This window comes from Rudaea sp. 3F27F6 (genome assembly GCF_005503555.1).
GTDB lineage: Bacteria > Pseudomonadota > Gammaproteobacteria > Xanthomonadales > Rhodanobacteraceae > Rudaea.
Window position 1 is genome coordinate 430079 of sequence record NZ_SCNG01000001.1, and the last position, 16805, is coordinate 446883.

Annotated in this window: 11 protein-coding genes; 4 read left to right on the forward strand and 7 right to left on the reverse strand. The window is 66.9% G+C overall.

Annotated elements, in window-relative coordinates:
- The first annotated feature begins 74 nt into the window (after nucleotides 1–74).
- Nucleotides 75–3062: a TonB-dependent receptor gene (locus FFS30_RS01855; protein WP_137911411.1), complete on the forward strand. Its 2988-nt coding sequence runs from the start codon at nucleotides 75–77 to the stop codon at nucleotides 3060–3062.
- A 115-nt stretch (nucleotides 3063–3177) separates the two neighbouring features.
- On the opposite strand, the gene FFS30_RS01860 is transcribed toward FFS30_RS01855, so the two are convergent.
- From FFS30_RS01860 to clpB, 3 genes are all read right to left on the reverse strand, one after another.
- A complete protein-coding gene (locus tag FFS30_RS01860) occupies nucleotides 3178–4053 on the reverse strand; it encodes a helix-turn-helix transcriptional regulator (protein WP_137911412.1) in 876 nt (291 codons plus the stop codon).
- A 316-nt stretch (nucleotides 4054–4369) separates the two neighbouring features.
- Nucleotides 4370–6646 (reverse strand): winged helix-turn-helix domain-containing protein, encoded by a 2277-nt coding sequence (locus FFS30_RS01865; protein WP_137911413.1) that lies wholly within the window; start codon nucleotides 6644–6646, stop codon nucleotides 4370–4372.
- Between the two features lie 154 nt (nucleotides 6647–6800).
- Nucleotides 6801–9383: an ATP-dependent chaperone ClpB gene (gene clpB / locus FFS30_RS01870; RefSeq protein WP_137911414.1), complete on the reverse strand. Its 2583-nt coding sequence runs from the start codon at nucleotides 9381–9383 to the stop codon at nucleotides 6801–6803.
- A gap of 267 nt (nucleotides 9384–9650) precedes the next feature.
- On the opposite strand from clpB, the gene FFS30_RS01875 reads away from it, so the two are divergent.
- Complete coding sequence (locus FFS30_RS01875) at nucleotides 9651–10703, forward strand: OmpA family protein (RefSeq protein ID WP_171014365.1); 1053 nt, start codon at nucleotides 9651–9653, stop codon at nucleotides 10701–10703.
- 41 nt (nucleotides 10704–10744) lie between these two features.
- Here FFS30_RS01875 and FFS30_RS01880 read toward each other — a convergent pair whose 3' ends face one another.
- From FFS30_RS01880 to FFS30_RS01890, 3 genes are read right to left on the reverse strand one after another with little or no spacing between them, the layout of a single operon-like run.
- Nucleotides 10745–11152: a thiol-disulfide oxidoreductase DCC family protein gene (locus tag FFS30_RS01880; protein WP_137911416.1), complete on the reverse strand. Its 408-nt coding sequence runs from the start codon at nucleotides 11150–11152 to the stop codon at nucleotides 10745–10747.
- A complete protein-coding gene (locus FFS30_RS01885) occupies nucleotides 11142–11714 on the reverse strand; it encodes a DUF4166 domain-containing protein (RefSeq protein ID WP_137911417.1) in 573 nt (190 codons plus the stop codon). Before FFS30_RS01885 ends, FFS30_RS01880 begins: the two co-directional genes overlap by 11 nt.
- Nucleotides 11692–12099: a helix-turn-helix domain-containing protein gene (locus FFS30_RS01890; RefSeq protein WP_137911418.1), complete on the reverse strand. Its 408-nt coding sequence runs from the start codon at nucleotides 12097–12099 to the stop codon at nucleotides 11692–11694. Before FFS30_RS01890 ends, FFS30_RS01885 begins: the two co-directional genes overlap by 23 nt.
- A gap of 104 nt (nucleotides 12100–12203) precedes the next feature.
- Between FFS30_RS01890 and FFS30_RS01895 the strand changes: the two genes are divergently transcribed.
- Together FFS30_RS01895 and FFS30_RS01900 are read left to right on the forward strand one after the other, a co-directional pair.
- On the forward strand, nucleotides 12204–13115 hold the full coding sequence (locus FFS30_RS01895) for an NADP-dependent oxidoreductase (RefSeq protein WP_137911419.1): 912 nt from the start codon (nucleotides 12204–12206) through the stop codon (nucleotides 13113–13115).
- 149 nt (nucleotides 13116–13264) lie between these two features.
- Complete coding sequence (locus FFS30_RS01900) at nucleotides 13265–14398, forward strand: ATP-binding protein (RefSeq protein WP_137911420.1); 1134 nt, start codon at nucleotides 13265–13267, stop codon at nucleotides 14396–14398.
- On the opposite strand, the gene FFS30_RS01905 is transcribed toward FFS30_RS01900, so the two are convergent.
- Nucleotides 14387–16789, reverse strand: coding sequence for a two-component regulator propeller domain-containing protein (locus tag FFS30_RS01905; protein WP_137911421.1), 2403 nt, complete (start codon nucleotides 16787–16789; stop codon nucleotides 14387–14389). The genes FFS30_RS01900 and FFS30_RS01905 overlap by 12 nt on opposite strands.
- Nucleotides 16790–16805: the final 16 nt, after the last annotated feature.

Consider the following 16805-nt stretch of genomic DNA (forward strand, 5'->3'; position numbering starts at 1 on the left):
GCAATGAATTTGCAACGCTTGCGCGCATCGGCCAGCCCCGGCCGACACACCGCTTCCTCGAGGAGACAAACAATATGCCCCAACAACGACTCAGCGCAGCGATATACAGCGCCCTGCGTACATGGCCCCTGACCGGCGGCTCGCTCGCTTTGGCCCTGACCGCCATCCCCGCCGCAGCGCAGAACCCAGCGCCCGCGGACAATGCGAAATCGCAGAATCTCGAAACCATCGTCGTCACCGGCTCGAACATCCGCCGCGTCGATACGGAAACCGCCAACCCGGTGGTGACGATAGACAAGGCCTCGATCCAGAGTTCCGGCAAGCTCACGCTCGGCGACCTGCTCGATCGTCTGCCCGCTTCGGCCGGCGGCGGCTCGATGATGGCGTCGAATCCGCAGGCGAACAACGGCGGCGGCACCGGCGCCACGCGCATCACCCTGCGCGGACTCGGCTCGACGCGCAGCCTGTTGTTGATCAACGGCCACCGCGTGTCGACGCCGCTGCAGGATCTCAACATGATCCCGGCCAGCGCGGTCGAACGCATCGAAGTGCTCAGCGACGGCTCCTCCGCGGTGTACGGCTCGGACGCGATCGCCGGCGTGGTCAATGTGATCACGCGCAACAGCTACCAGGGCGCCGAGTTCGGCCTCGACTACGGCATCTCCGACCGTGACGACGCGGCGCGCCGCGGCGCGCACGGCATCTTCGGCCAGTCGACCGACAAGGGCAGCATCGTGGTCGGCTTCAACTACAACAAGAACGACCCGGTGCTCGCGGCGAATCGCGAGTTCTCGCACGACGCGCTGTACAAATACAGCAACGGCTTCGTCAATCACGCCGGTTCGAGCCGCACGCCGAACGGCAGCATCTCGCTGCCCGGCCTGCTCGACGACGGCACGTTCGCGCCCGGTTCGCTCGCCGCACACTACAACTGTCCGAACAGCGGCACGCGGGTGACGCGCATCGCCGGCCGCTCGGGCGCCTCGCTGGACGACTATCGCTGTTACAGCTCGGCCGACTCGTACAACTACCAGGCGATCGGCAACTACGATCTGACGCCCGCGGAACGTTCGGGCATATTCGCCCTCGGCAACTACAAGCTCAACGACAACGTCGAGGCTTTCATCGAACTGTTCCACAACAAGACGCGCGCGAACACGCACATCGCGCCGCTGCCGCTCGATGCGCTGACCGACACCTTCATTCCGTCGACCAACTACTACAACCCGTTCGGCATCGACTTCGGCACCCCCAAGGGCGGCGTGCCGACCAACCAGTTCCGCTCGCGCTACGTCGCGCTCGGCGATCGCATCAACGACTTCGCGACCACGCACGATCTCGTCACCGCAGGCTTCAAAGGCACGTTCGCCAGCGGCGCCTGGGCGTGGAACGTGGATTTCAGCTACGGCCACATGAGCCAGAACAGCAAGCAGTACGGCTATCTCAACTACTCCGCGCTGCGCGACGCGCTCGGGCCGTCGTTCAAGGATCCGAGCACAGGCAAGATCGTCTGCGGCACGCCCGACCATCCGATCGGCGGCTGCACGCCGGTTGATCTGTTCAATCTGCAGGATCCGTCGTCGATCGCCGCGCTCGATCTGTACCGCGCCAACCCGATGACCCAGGTGCTCTACCAGACGCGCACCGTCGAAGGCGGCATCAACGGCTCGCTGTTCGAGCTGCCGGCCGGTACGGTGTCGATGGCGGCCGGGTTGTCCTACCGCAAGGAATACCGTCACCAGGAAGTCGACTCGACCATACGCAGCACGGTCGACGATCAGTTCAACATCGGCTGTCCGGTCGGCTTCTCGATCTGCTCTGCGCCCGCGCAGGGCGGCTACAACATCAAGGAAGCCTACGGCGAGCTGCTCGTACCGATCCTCAAAGATGCGCCGTTCGCCCGCTCGCTCAACCTCAACATCGGCGACCGCTACTCGAAGTACAGCGAATTCGGCAGCACCAACAACTGGAAGATCGCGATCGAGTGGCGGCCGATCGACGACCTGTTGCTGCGCGGCACCGTGTCGAAAGTGTTTCGCGCGCCGTCGGTCACCGACCTCTATTCGAGCCTGTCGGGCGATTCGCCGACCGCGTCCGATCCGTGCGGCAGCGCCGCGGTCGCAAGCAACCCGCTGTGCCAGGGATACACTTTCGTCAACACCGCCACGAGCCAGCTCAACGGCGTCGTCGCGGGAGCGAAGTACGCACACGACAATCTCGGCTACCAGCCGCAGCTCAAGCCCGAAAACGGCAAGTCCTACGACTTCGGTTTCGTCTACGACGCGCCGTGGCTGCCGGGCCTGGCGATCAGCGCCGACTACTACAAGATCACGCTGAACAACCTGATCGTATCCGGTTCGGGCACCGCCTCGACCATCCTCAACCAGTGCTTCAACAGCCCGGCCGCCTCGCCGAGCCCGCTGTGTTCGCTGGTCAAGCGCTACAGCGCGGGCACCAACCGCGGGCAGATCTCGTCGATCTACGAAGCCACGTTCAATCTCGGCAACCTCGTCCATCGCGGTGCCGATTTCAGCGCGAGCTATCGTCTGCCGGAAACGAGCTGGGGCAACTTCCGCGCGAGCTTCCAGGCCACGTACATCGCCGAACACACGATCGACAACAACGGCGTCGTACAGGGCTATGCCGGCGTCTACGATCGCGGCCTCGGCAATTTCGCGCGCTGGCGCGCGCTGACGAGCCTGGACTGGAATCTCGGCGCGTTCAGCGCCGACTGGACCATGCGCTACGTCGGTCCGTTCCGCGTAGGCTACCCGGCCGGCGGCGGCCCCGGCAGTTATCCGGCCGGCCTCGGACCGTCGGCGAACGTCGACGGCAGCTACACCAATTCGCCGTACTTCTACGGCGCTTGGGTGTATCACAACGTCTCGTTCGCGTATCACATCGAGCCGATCGATACGACGCTGCAGGTCGGTATCGACAACGTCGGCAACAAGCAGCCGCCGATCCTGTATCAGCAGAACACGGTGAACGCGAATACCGACACCGCGTCCTACGACCTGATCGGCCGCTTCTACTACGCCAAGATCACGATGAAGTTCTGAGGAGTCTCCGCAACGCGGCCTCCCATACGGCCGCGCTCTCCCTTCCACCGCCGACGCTTCTGGTCGGCGGTTTTTTTCGTCCCGGTTTCGCGCGCAGCTCGTTGCCGCGCTCGCCTCAGTGGTGGCTCGCGCTGCGCAGCGGCGATTGCGCGGCCTGGCGGCGCAGCGCGCTCGCCGTCGTGCCAAAGCGCTGACGGAACAGGCGCGCGAACGCGCAGCGATTCTCGAAGCCACAGGCCAGCGCGATCTCGCCGATCGCGAGCGGGCTGCTGCGCAACAGGCGCTGCGCGCGCTGCAGGCGTTGGGCGACGAGAAAGGCATGCGGCGTTTCGCGATACGCGGCGTGGAAGGCACGGATGAAATGCCACGGCGAGTAACTCGCGATGCGCGCGAGCGCAGCGTTGTCGAGATCGAGGTGGCAGTTGCAGGCGAGGTGCTCGCGCACGCGCTGCAGACGCAGGAACACATGGCGGCGCTGTGCCCAGGTGCGTCCCGGGCAGCGCGCGATCATCTCATCGAAGCGGCTCTGCATCGCGCCGATCTCGTCGACCATGCCGGCGAGCGCGACATCGCGTTCGCCGTTGAGCACCGCGCGGGCGAGAACAAGCGCGCGGTGCAGCACAGCGTGATCGACCTCGTGCGCAGCCGGCAGCAGGCCCGAGTCGCGCATCGGCCCCGCGGCGAGCGCGTCGCGCCAGACCGTCGGCGCACCGGCCAGGGCGAGCCACAGCGCATGGCCGCGGCCGACCGCCTGGATGCCGGCGTCGGCGCAGACCACGCGCGCCTCACCGCGGTGGTGGACGCTCTCGCTGTCGCCGGCGGACAGTTGCAAGCGTCCGCGCAGCGGCAGCCAGACACCGGCCACCGGCCCGTCAATGCGCAGGGCGGCACCGCGGCCGCCACCGACCAGCATGACGAGTCCGTCCTCGGCGCGCACCGCGGGCAGCGCCACGCGGGTGCCATGGTTGAGTACTTGAACGTTCGCAGACATGAGACGCCCTCCGGCTGGGGAATGGACGTCTATTTACTTAGCCTGCCGCGCGGGTGTACGGAAATTGCGCTGAAATCGCGCTGAAATTTTGCGGTGTGTCTCGTGAAGTCCAGTGAAAACAGCGACTTGTCTTTAGCCGTCGCGACGCGCAAATAAAAACGGCCATCGGGGTCCCGGTCCCGATGGCCGCGTAACGCTTCCACTGCCCGTTGGAGGGGCAAGTAAATTCTGCGCCCACAGGCCGCGTCGCGGGTTGCTGAAACCCGCGCATCGCGTGTCGAAAATTGCCGGGTTTCGCCGGTGTCCGCGCGGCGGCTCAGTGCGCGGCGTCGCGCTCGAGATCGAATGCGCCGACGTCGGTGTCCTGGTTCGAGACCTGATCCAGATACAGGCGCCGGTGCGCCGCGTCGGCACTGAAACTCACCGCACCGACGGTGATCGGCAGCTCGGCGATCACACGATCGGCTTTGGTCAGCGGATCGAACTCGTGCACGATCGCCATGCGCACGTCGATCGGCACCAGATACCAGATTTTGCCGTCGACGACGTGCCAGCCGTCGAGCATCAGCGCGTTGATCTTGTCGCTGACCGCCTGCTCCGCGCCCGCGGGCAGGCTGCGCCGGAACAGGCCGGCCGTGCCGATGCGCGTGTAGTAGATCTGGCCGTGCGCCACGTCGGTCTCGGCGTGCTGCACGCCGATCGCGACCTCTTCGTCTTTCTGTCCGGGCCCGCCCGCGTTTTCGCGCTGAACAAGGCGCGCACCGTTACTGGTCGCACCGATCGCGAGCAGGAAACTGCCGGGCTTGGTCCCGTAGTCGCCGAACAGCACGTTCTCGTCCTTCGCCGAAATGTCGCGCGCACGGCGCGAGGCCAGATCGATTTCGACCAGACGCGAGGTCGACGGCTCCTGGCGCACGTTGATCAACACGGCCGCCGCATCGGCGCGCCAGACCGGATTGGACAGCACGGCGTCGCGATACTCGGTCAGCGCTTCGGCGCTGCCCGTGGCGCGGTCGTACAGCCAGAGTTGGCTGGAGCCGCTGCGGTCGGAAATGAAGGCGACGCGGCCGCCGTCGGCCGACACCGCGGGCGCCGAATCGCTGCCGGACGAGGCCGCGGCGAGTTTGCGCACCGCGCCGCCCGGCACGCTCAAGTCGACTTCGGCGAGCGCACTCGTCGTGCGCTGAATCTGATAGACCACGATCTTGCCGCCACGCGCTGCGTCGGGAAACACCGCGGGCTCGACACCGAGACGCTGCAGGACGCCGGTGCCTTCGATGCCGACCGCGAACAACTCGAACTTGCCGTGCAAATTGGACGAGAACACCAGCCCGAGCGAATCCGCGGTCCAGGTGAAACCGCGCAGATTGCCGGAGAGACGAGTCAGCCGGCGCACGCCGCCGCCGTCGGCGCGCATCAAGTAAAGATCGCTGTAGGGCGAGAGGCCGCGGCGGAATGCGATCCAGCGTCCGTCCGGCGAATAACGCGGTTCGAGATCCTGATCGCCGCGCGCACTCTCGTAGTTCAACGCCTGCTTGGCGCCGCTGGTGATGTTCAAACGCGTGATGCGCAGGTCGGACTGCGTGCCGCCGCCACGCAGACCGACAACGAGTTCCTGCCCGTCCGGGGCGAAGTCGAAATACGCGGTCCCGAAGTCTTCGCAATCGCCGACCTCGCGCTCGCTGCCGCCGAGGCCGGCGACGATGTACAGCGTGCACTTGTCGTGGGTGATGCGCTCGTAGGCGATGCGGCTGCCGTCGGGCGACCAGACCGGGCGGATGTCGTGCGAGTGTTCGGTATTCGGTGCGAGTGCGACGAGCTGCGAGGGTTCGACCGCACGGATGAACAGGCGATCCAATCCCGTCTCTTCGATCAGTTTGCCGTAGGCCACGCGCGTGCCGTCGGGCGAGACGTGCGGCAACAGCTCGGCGCCGGGATCGGAGGTGAGCGCACGCAGATTGGATATGCGCCACGGCGGCAACGATGACAATCCGGCGCGGACGAAATACAGGCCGGCAACGGCCGCGATCACCAGCAAAGCGGCAAGCGGCAGCGCCCAGGCTCGCCGCTTCGCAGGCGGCGCCATGGCCGGCACGGCCTGTGCGGGAATCGACGCGAGCCGTACGTCGGCGTCTTCGTCGGGCTGGGTATCGACCCAGGATTCGTTCTCCGCGCGCAGCGACATCGGCCCGAGCTGACCGATCGGAATCTCGTCCGCCTCGATCACCGACACCTCGGCGAGCAGGCGGTAGCCGACCTTCGGTATGGTTTCGATGTACGCCGAGGCCTTGTCGCCGTCGGCGAACGCGCGGCGTAGTTCCTTGATCGCCTGGGTGAGCACGTCGGGCGTGGTGACGCGGTCTTTCCACACCGTTTCGAGCAGATCTTCGCGGCTGACCGTGTTGCCGGCGTGGCGCACCAGTTCGAGCAGCACGGCGACCGCTTTGCCGGTCACGCGCGCGGTGCCGCCATCGCCGATCACGCGCAGCGCGCCGACGTCGACGGCATGCTCGCCGACGCGCAGGCGCAGATTCTGTAGCTTGAGCTGCTCGGCCGAAGGCGAGCGGCGCAGCATTTGCAAGTTTGCATTCATCGCTGGGAGTCGGAACGGAACCTTGCGAAAGCCAATCTTCCCGGGACGCGATGGGGGGCAGTTTGGTCGGAAACCTGAGCGATTTCAACCAAACGCAGAGCACTTGCAAAAAGCCCGGCGTGATGCCGGGCGGTTTTGTTGTGACGCGGTGCGCTTATTTCTTGGCGAAGACCAGGCGTCCGTGCTCCGCATCGACGGCGACGGTGTCACCCGGCTGGAACTTGCCTTCGAGGATTTCCCTGGCCAGCGGGTTCTCGAGCTGCTGCTGGATCGCACGCTTGAGCGGACGCGCGCCGAACACCGGATCGAAGCCAACGTTGCCGAGCAGGTCGAGCGCCTTATCGCTGATCGTCATATTGAGCTGGCGCTCGCCGAGACGCTTCGCCAGGTACGCCGTCTGGATGCGCGCGATCTGGCGGATCTGCGCCTTGTCGAGCGGACGGAACACGACGATCTCGTCGAGGCGGTTGATGAACTCCGGGCGAAAGTGCGCCTGCACGACGCCCATCACCGCCGCCTTCATCTTGACGTATTCCTCGTCGGTGTCGCCGGACAATTCCTGGATCAGCTGCGAGCCGAGATTGCTCGTCATCACGATCACCGTGTTGCGGAAATCGACCGTGCGGCCCTGGCCGTCGGTCAGGCGCCCGTCGTCGAGCACCTGCAGCAGGATGTTGAACACGTCGTGATGCGCCTTCTCGACCTCGTCGAGCAGGATCACGCTGTACGGCCGGCGCCGCACCGCTTCGGTCAGATAGCCGCCTTCCTCGTAGCCGACGTAGCCCGGAGGCGCACCGATCAGGCGCGCGACCGAATGCTTCTCCATGAACTCGCTCATGTCGACGCGCACAAGCGCATCGCCCGAGTCGAATAGGAATTCGGCGAGCGCCTTGCACAGCTCGGTCTTGCCGACGCCGGTCGGGCCGAGGAACAGGAACGAGCCGTTCGGCCGGTTCGGATCGGACAGGCCCGCGCGTGAACGCCGGATCGCATCGGCGACCGCATGCACCGCTTCGTCCTGGCCGACTACGCGCTGATGCAGCACGTCTTCCATGCGCAGCAGCTTCTCGCGCTCACCTTCGAGCATCTTCGACACCGGAATGCCGGTCCAGCGGCTGACGACCTCGGCGATCTCCTCGCCGGTCACCTTCTGCTGCAGCAGTTTGAAGCCCTTGTTCTCGGCTTCCTGCGCCGCGGCGAGCTGCTTTTCGAGCTGCGGAATCCTGCCGTACTGGATCTCGGCGACCTTGGCGAGATCCTGCTTGCGCTGCGCGGCTTCGAGTTCGGCACGCGCCGCTTCGATCTCTTCCTTGATCTTGGTCGTGCCCTGTACCGCGGCCTTCTCGGCCTTCCAGACTTCGTTCAAATCGGAGAACTCGCGTTCGAGCTTGGCGATGTCGGCTTCGAGATCGGCCAGGCGCTGCTTCGACTCCTTGTCCTTCTCCTTCTTCAGCGCCTCACGCTGAATCTTGAGCTGGATCAGGCGGCGTTCGAGACGATCGAGTTCTTCCGGCTTGGAGTCGATCTCCATGCGGATACGCGAGGCCGCCTCGTCCATCAGGTCGATCGCCTTGTCGGGCAGTTGGCGGTCCGGAATGTATCTATTCGAAAGCGTGGCCGCTGCCACGATGGCGGGATCGGTGATCTCGACGCCGTGATGCAGTGCGTACTTTTCCTTGAGGCCGCGCAGGATCGCGATCGTGTCCTCCACCGAAGGCTCGCCGACGAAGACCTTCTGAAAGCGGCGCTCCAGGGCAGCGTCCTTCTCGATGTACTTGCGGTACTCGTCGAGCGTGGTCGCGCCGATGCAGTGCAGCTCGCCGCGCGCAAGCGCCGGCTTGAGCATATTGCCCGCGTCCATCGCGCCTTCGGCCTTGCCCGCGCCGACCATGGTATGCAGCTCGTCGATGAAGAGGATGACGTTGCCTTCTTCTTTCGCCAGATCCTTGAGCACGGCTTTGAGGCGCTCCTCGAACTCGCCGCGGAACTTCGCGCCGGCGATCAGCGCGCCCATGTCGAGCGAGAGCACGCGCCGGTCGCGCAGGCCCTCGGGCACTTCACCGTTGATGATGCGCTGGGCAAGACCTTCGACGATCGCGGTCTTGCCGACGCCGGGCTCGCCGATCAGCACCGGATTGTTCTTCGTGCGCCGCTGCAGCACCTGGATCACGCGGCGGATTTCCTCGTCGCGGCCGATGACCGGATCGAGCTTGGATTTCTCCGCGCGCGCGGTCAGGTCGATCGTGTACTTCTCCAGCGCCTGGCGCTGCTCCTCGGCGTTCTCGTCGGCAACTTTTTCGCCGCCGCGCATCTTGTCGATTGCCGCTTCGAGCTTCGGCTTGGTCGCGCCGGCAGCCTTGAGCGCTTGGCCGATCTCGCCCTTGTCGTCGAGCGCGGCAAGCACGAACAGCTCGCTCGCGATGAAGGCGTCACCGCGCTGCTGGGCGAGTTTGTCGGTGAGATTGAGCAGGCGCGTCAGCTCGTTGGAGACGTTGATGTTGCCTTCCTGCCCTTTCACCTGCGGCAGGCGCTCGATCGCTTCGTTCACGCGCTGGCGCAGCAGCGCCACATTGACCCCGGCCTGGGCGAGCAAAGGCACGGTCGAGCCGCCCTGCTGGTCGAGCAGCGCCGCGGCCACGTGCGCGGGTTCGAGCATGTTGTTGTCGCGCCCGACCGCGAGGCTCTGCGCATCGGCGAGCGCCTGCTGGAAACGCGAAGTCAGTTTGTCCTGTCGCATGAAAGACACCTACGGAAACGGAGGATGGAGGGATACGGCCGCAAAGGCCGCCGTCCGGCTTGCGCGACCGACCCCGATCGCAAAGCCGACACCACGAGATGGCGAAGATATGCGGCAAACGGCGGCGGAATTCAACCGACATCTGCGCACTATTGCGCTGCAATACGGCCGACCTCAAGGCTGCGCTATGCTCGCTGCCGGCTGGCTCGCAAGGGGCACGGCCTGCTCGCGAACGGCCACACCTTCACTCAACGAGAGGGATGTCATATGTTCGACGCAATCATTCGGGAAATCTCGCAGCGCTTCGGCCTCGGCGACAAGGGACAGGCGCTGATCGCTTCGTTGCTCGCGCTCGTCTTCGATCCGAACTCCGGCGGCATCGCCGGCCTGCTCGAAAAATTCAAGCAGCAGGGTCTCGGCGATATCTTCTCTTCGTGGCTCGGCGGCGCCTCGGGCACGCCCGCAGCGATCAGCACGCAGCAGGTCGAGAACGTGTTCGGCTCCTCTGCCTTGAACGGCATCGCCAAGAAGCTCGGCATCGCGCCCGGCACGGTGCTCGCCGCCGCGTCGGCCGCACTGCCGAAGATCGTCGGCGCGGTCACGCCGAACGGCCAGCTACCGAGCGGTATTCCGGCTGGCGTCGGCGGTCTGCTCAGCAGCCTCGGCGGTGGTATCGGCGGCATCGGCGCTGCCGCAGCGGCCAGCGCCGCCGCAGCCACGACGCGCGTGACCAATGCCGCCGAAGGCGCGGCCGCGGGCGGGCTCGGCTGGCTCAAATGGCTGGTGCTCGCCGCGATCATCCTCGCCCTGGCCTACTGCGTGATGACGCGCACCGCGACCGCGCCTGCTCCGTCCTCGGCGACGACGAGCGCGCCGGTCAAACCGGCCGTACCGGCTGTCGTGCAGAACGCCGCCGCCGACGCCAAGGCCGCACTGCTCGCACTCGTGCCGGGCAAGTACACGGCCGCCGATCTGGTCAACGCGCTCAACCAGATGGCGATCCATTTCGACACGGGTGCGGCCAACGTCAGCGCCGACAGTCTCGACGTGCTGACCGCGGCGGCCGCTGCGATCAAGGCCGCGCCGGCCGGCACCAAGGTCGAGATCGGCGGACACACCGACAACACTGGCGATCCCGCGAGCAACCTGCAGCTCAGCGAAGCGCGCGCGAATGCCGTCCGCGCCAAGTTGATCGAGCTCGGCGTGGCGGCCGATTCGCTGACCGCGAAGGGCTACGGCGACACCAAGCCGGTCGCCGACAACGGCACCGAGGAAGGCAAGGCAAAGAACCGCCGCATGGAGTTCACCGTGCTGCCGTGATCGCCTGTACCGCGACGGCACTCGCGCAGCGAGTGCCGTCGTCAGGGCAGGAAACGCCCAGCGTCGCGCGGATCGGGCAGCCAGCAGACTTCGCGGCGGCCGAACCAGCGGTAGCGGTGCCGCGCGACGTAGCGGTAGGCGTGGTCGCGAATCGCCGTGGGAACGAGGTGCAGCGTGGCGGCCGCTATCCGCCAGCCGCCGCCGAAGCCGGCAAGCACGCGCACGACCGCGGCACTCTCGACATGAGCGCGACCGTCCTCGACCAATAGCACCGAAACCGGCGCGGCCGGGTCGAGACCGTGACGGATCATAAGCGCGCGTCCGCTCGCCGATTCGTTCGTGGCAAAACGGAATCGCCGCGCGCGGTCGTGGCGCAGCACGAACTGCACACTGCGGTTGCAGAGGACACAAACGCCGTCGAATACGAGAACCGGGTCGTCAGAGGACATCGAGCGATCCGCGGTAGTGCACGATCGTACCGACGCCCGGCAACGCGGCGCGCACGTCGAAGCGATAGCGATCGCCGTCCGCCGACTCCACCGCGCACACCCCGGCGAACCAGGACGCCGGCAGCGGCAGGCCGCAGACGCTTAAGCGTGCGACGCGCCAGTGAATCGCCGCATCGTCGGCCGCAAGCGCGAAAGTGAAACGTACCGGACCCAGGCGCTCGTACAAATAGCCGTCGTGGGCGCGCAGACGCGAACGCATCACGTGCGCGCCGAATCGGCGCGTCCATTGTTCCGCACCGTCGGCGGCAACGATTTCGACTTCGATCGGGCCACGATAAGCCGACGGCAGATCCGCGACACGCGCGCACAGACGCGCAAACAGGGCCGTAGCGCCACGCACTTCGACGTCGCCGCGGTACGTCGCCGTGCCCAAGCGCGCATGAATCGCACGCAGCGGCGCCGGCAAGCGCGCCAGGTCTTCGCCAAGCAGTTCGGCGTAGAGGGTCATGCCGCAACCGAAATGGGCGTACTGGTCGGCTTCACTGCGCGGGCCTTTTCGCATCGTGTTCGGCGCGCGCCAGCAGCACGCGGTCCATATGCGTCTCGGCCCACGACTTGATCTTCGCCACCACCGGCAGCAGCGAACGGCCGAGCGGCGTCAGCGCGTAGTCCACGCGCACCGGCACCGCGGCGGTCACCTTGCGCCGGACCAGGCCGTCGCGTTCGAGCACGCGCAGCGTCTGCGTCAGCATCTTCTGACTGACGCCGGCGATATGCCGGGCAAGGTCGGCGTAGCGCGCACCGCCGGAGCCGAGCGCAACGAGCACGAGAGCGACCCACTTGTCGCCGAGAGTCGCCAGCAACTGGCGGCTCGGACAGGCGGCGATGTAGGCGTTGTAGGCCTGCTTGGCGGCCGCGCGGCGCTGCGCCGCGGTCTGGGTCGGCATCGGACTCTCCTCGATATCGGTTACGCACTTTTAGGTGCCTTCTTACCAAAAGAGAGTACGGCAACTAGATTGTGGACTCCAACCTTTCTCTCGATGGAGTCTGTATGCGCAGCATCGTCGTATCCGAGCCCGGCGGCCCCGAGGCCTTGCAGCTCGTCCATGTTCCAGCGTCCGAACCCGCGCCCGGCGAGGTGCGCATCCGTATCGCCGCGGCCGGCGTCAATCCGGTCGACGTCGTTACGCGCCGCGGCGTGTTCCACGATCTCGGCTGGCTGCCGCGCGATCGCCCGGTCGGCATCGGCTGGGATCTCGCCGGACAGATCGACGCGGTCGGACCCGGCGTGGACGGATTCGCCGTCGGCACGCCCGTCGCGGCGCTGCGTGGCCGGCTCGACGCCGGCATCGGCGCTTATGCCGATCAGCTGACCCTGCCCGCGGCCGCGGTCGCCGCACTGCCGGCCTCGCTCGACACTCACGGCGCAGCGACTCTGCCGCTCAACGCGCTGACTGCGGATCAGGCGCTCGACATGCTCGGCCTGCCGGCGGGCGCCGAGTTGCTCGTCACCGGCGCGGCCGGCGGTGTCGGTGGATTTGCCGTACCCCTCGCCGTCCGCCGCGGCTGGCGCGTGACCGCGCTGGCACGCGCAAGCGACCGGGCCTTTCTCGATGCGGCCGGCGCGCATCGCGTCATACAGGATCTTTCCGGCAGCGCCGCGCGGTTCGACGGCGTATTCGACACGGCCACATTGGGCGCAGCCGCGCTCGCGGCCGTTCGCGACGGCGGCGTCTATATCGGCGTGACGCCTTACGACGTGCCGCCTGCGCAGCGCGGCGTCCGCAGCGAGGCGGTCAAGGTCCAGCCCGACGGCGAGCGCCTCGCGCGACTGCTGCGGCTCGCCGCGGACGGCGTCCTTGCCGTGCGCATCGCCGGCACCCTGCCGCTGGAGCAGGCAGCCGAAGCACACCGCCGTTTCGAACAGGGCAGCCATCGCGGACGCTGGCTGTTGACGATCTGAGGCAATGCGCGTCGGGGGCGCGGTGGATCGGCAATCCATGCGCCGCACCCGACGCTGCTTCGAGTCTGCGGCGGATTCGACATATCGATGAATCCGCCGCTTATCGATGCGCAGGTGCGGGGGGCTTTCGCGCGCGCCATAATCGCGCCATGCCGCTACCTCGCAAGATCGCTGTCGCGTTGATCGCCTTCGGGCTGGTTCTGCTTGCGATCAGTCACTACTACTACGGCCTCGCCGCGCAGTCGGGTTTGCTGCTCAGCGTGCTGCCGCTGCTGTTCGCCGGCCTGCTGCTCGGCCGCACCGGCTTGTGGCTGACCGCGGCTGCGTACTTCGCCATCCTCGTGCTCGGCAGTTGGATGGATGTGCGCCACGGCGTCGCCGGTGCGTCGACCGTGGGCGATGCCTTGTCGAGCCTGCTCCAGCCGGTCATGGGCTGCGCCATCGTTGCCCTGATCCTCGATCGATTGATTCTGAAATCCGATATCAACCGGCGGCGCAGCGACGATCTCGCCCTACTCTGCCGCCAGCTCGAAATCGAGATGCAGGAAAAGGAACGCTCGCAGGCGCAGCTGACCCATTCGCAGCGCATGGACTCGCTCGGCAAACTCGCCGGCAACGTCGCGCACGATTTCAACAACCTGCTCAACATCATTCTCGGCTATGCGACGCAACGCATGGCGCCCGCGCACGACGACGGCGCGCAGCAGCGCATGAGCAAAATCGTCGACGCCACGCGGCGCGGCAAGCAACTGACCGACCGCCTGCTGACCCTGGCGCGCGCCGACCCGCCGACGCGCGAGGTGTTCGATGCGAACAGCGCCTTGATCGATCTGCTGCCGATGATCCGTTCGATGCTCGGCGAGCGCATCCGCGTCGAATCGATGCTCTGCGAAGCGGCCGCCTGGATTCGCATGGACTATGCCGAATTCGAAGCCGGCGTCCTCAACATGGCGAAGAACGCCGGCGATGCGATGCCGCAGAACGGTACCTTCCGCGTGGAAAGCGCGATCATCGGCGACGAGGTCCGCCTGAGCTTCAGCGACGACGGCCACGGCATGAAGCCCGAGATCGCCGCGCGTGTGTTCGAGCCGTTCTTCACCACCAAGCCGCGCACGCAGGGCACCGGCATCGGCCTCGCCGTGGTCTACCGCACCGTGGTCGAGTCGAACGGGCACATCGAAGTGCGCACGGCGCCGGGCCGCGGCGCCTGCTTCATCCTGCGCCTGCCGCTGCGCGACGCGCCGGCCTACGCGGCGGACGCGCAAACGGCCTCAACGGTCTGATTCCGTTTCCGGCCGGCGCAGGCGCGCGAGCAACGCATCGTCGCGATCGGACACGCGACGCTCGCGCGTGATCCACAACAAGGTCAGCAAGCTCGCCAGACTGGCCGCGAGCCAGATCCAGTGATACTTGTACCAGGGCCGCGGACGGTTCAAATGCAAGGTCGCCGACGGCGACCAGGCGCCGCCGAGTTCGCGCGCCTGTACCTCGAAAACCAGCCGTCCCCACGGCACCACCGGCAACAGCACGCTGCGGTTGCTGCCCGCGTCGATCCAGTCGCTCTCGCCATGATCGACGCGATAGCGATAACGCACTTTGTCCGGATTGAGCAGATCGATCGCGCCGTAGCGGATTTCCAGATTCGACGCGTTGACGCCGAGATCGGCCGGCGCGTGCACGTCGAGACTCTGCTGCGACACCGCCGCATGATCGATGTAGACCGGCGGCGTGTAGCTCGCCGCCCAGCCGCGCAAGGCCATGGGATCGACGCGCGCGAAACCGACCATCATCGCGAACCACAGATGCCCCGCGCCGTCGTCTGCGCACGGCGGCGCGGTGCCGCCGTTGAACTCCGACGGATCAAGTCCGTCGCTCGCGGTCAGGGTGAGCACATCCGGCCCGTCTGCGCCGATATGCCGGTCGAGCAGCAGACTGATGCCGCGATTGCCCGCCATCCACAGACGGCCGTCGGCGTTCGGCAGGATGCACGACACGGTGTCGTCGAACAGTCCGTTTGCCTCGGTGTATTGGCGCACGACGCCGCGCTCGATGCGCACCAGGCCACTGCCGTAGGTGCCGATCCAGAGCACGCCGTCCGCGTCTTCGTAGAGGGCGCGGAAATAGCGTCCGCGGATGCCCTGCGCCGAGGTCCAGCGCTCCACGACCGCATCGCCGACAACGCGGAACGCGCCGCGGTCGCCGACCACCCACACGCCGCCCGCACGCGCGTCGACGATTTTCTTCACGTCCATGCCGGCGAGTTCGGCGATCGCCTCGACCTCGGCGAACGCGCCTTCGCCCGACAGGCGAAGGCGGCCGACGAAATGTCCGTTCGCCAGCCACAGGCGCCCGTCCTTCGCCTTCCACACGCCGACCTGACTCGACTGCGGCCAGCCGGCGACGCGCTCGGTGCGGCCGTCGACGATGCGCGCGAGCGAGCCGCCCGTGGTGCCGAGCCAGAGCGTGCCGGAAGCCTCGTCGCGCAGCAGACTGTGCACGCAGTCTTCGCCGATCGCCGCCGTCAGCGGCCATGCCGCGCGGCTGCCGTCGGCGTTTAGATGCCACAGGCGCGCGCAGCCGAGCACGAGCCATACGCCGCCCGCGCCGTCGGCGATGACGACACGCCCCGGCGAATCGGGCCCCGTGGTCGAGCGCAGCAGGCTGAGCCGCGAAGGCCGCAGGCGCCATAACCCCTTGCCGGTAGTGCCGAGCCAGAGCGCGCCGTCGTCGTCGACCCAGGCCGCGCCCGCGTGCAGCCGCGCCGCGCCTTCGATCGGGCTCTCGCCGCCGTCGCGCGCCAGATGGCGCACGCCCGAAGTTTCGTCGGAGATGTAGATGCCGCCGCTGCGATCGGACATCAGATGCGTTTCCGGCGGCAGGCGGTCGCGAACCGAGGTCCAGCGGTCGTTTGCTGCGTCGTAGCGATACAGGGCGCCGTCCTCGAAGACGGTCCAGACCACCGCGCCGTCAGCGGCCATCATGCGTATCTGCTTGTGCCCGTCGGGCAGCGGCATGATCTCGACGCCGGCCGCCGAAAGACGCGCGAATCCGGCCACGCCGCCAACGAACGCGCGCGCGCCGATCTGCGCATGGTAGGCGTAGCCGTTGTACGCCGTACCGTAGCCGGTCGCCTCCAAGGTGTCCGGGTCGAGATGGAATACTTTGTTTGCGGTCAGCACCCACAGATCGCCGCCTTGCATGGAGAACGTACTGTTGACCGTGCACGTACCGCCGCAGATCGGCAGATGGCGGAAGCGGCCGTTTTCGTAGACGTTGATGCCGGCGTCTTCGGTGCCGATCCACAGGCGGCGGCGCTCGTCTTCGAACAGGGACAGGACACGCCGGCTCGCCGGACCTTCGCCGTCGTTGGCCGAGCGGAACGTGCGGAATTCGCGACCGTCGAAACGCACCAGGCCGCCGAACGTGCCGAGCCAGAGAAACCCGTCGCGGGTGCGCAGGATCGTATTCACGCTCGCCTGCGGCAGGCCCTCTTCGTAGCCGTAGCGGCGCAGCGAGCCGGGCGTGCGCAGTTCGAGCGATTCGTTGACCGCGCGTACGCCATCGGCAGCCGCGGCGGACGACAGGGCAAACACGCAGGCGAGCAGCGCCGCGGCGCGCGCAAACCAACGCGCCGCAATCTTCGCCGCCGGAATCCCGCACGCCTGACTGCGCATCAGCCCTCCTTTTCCG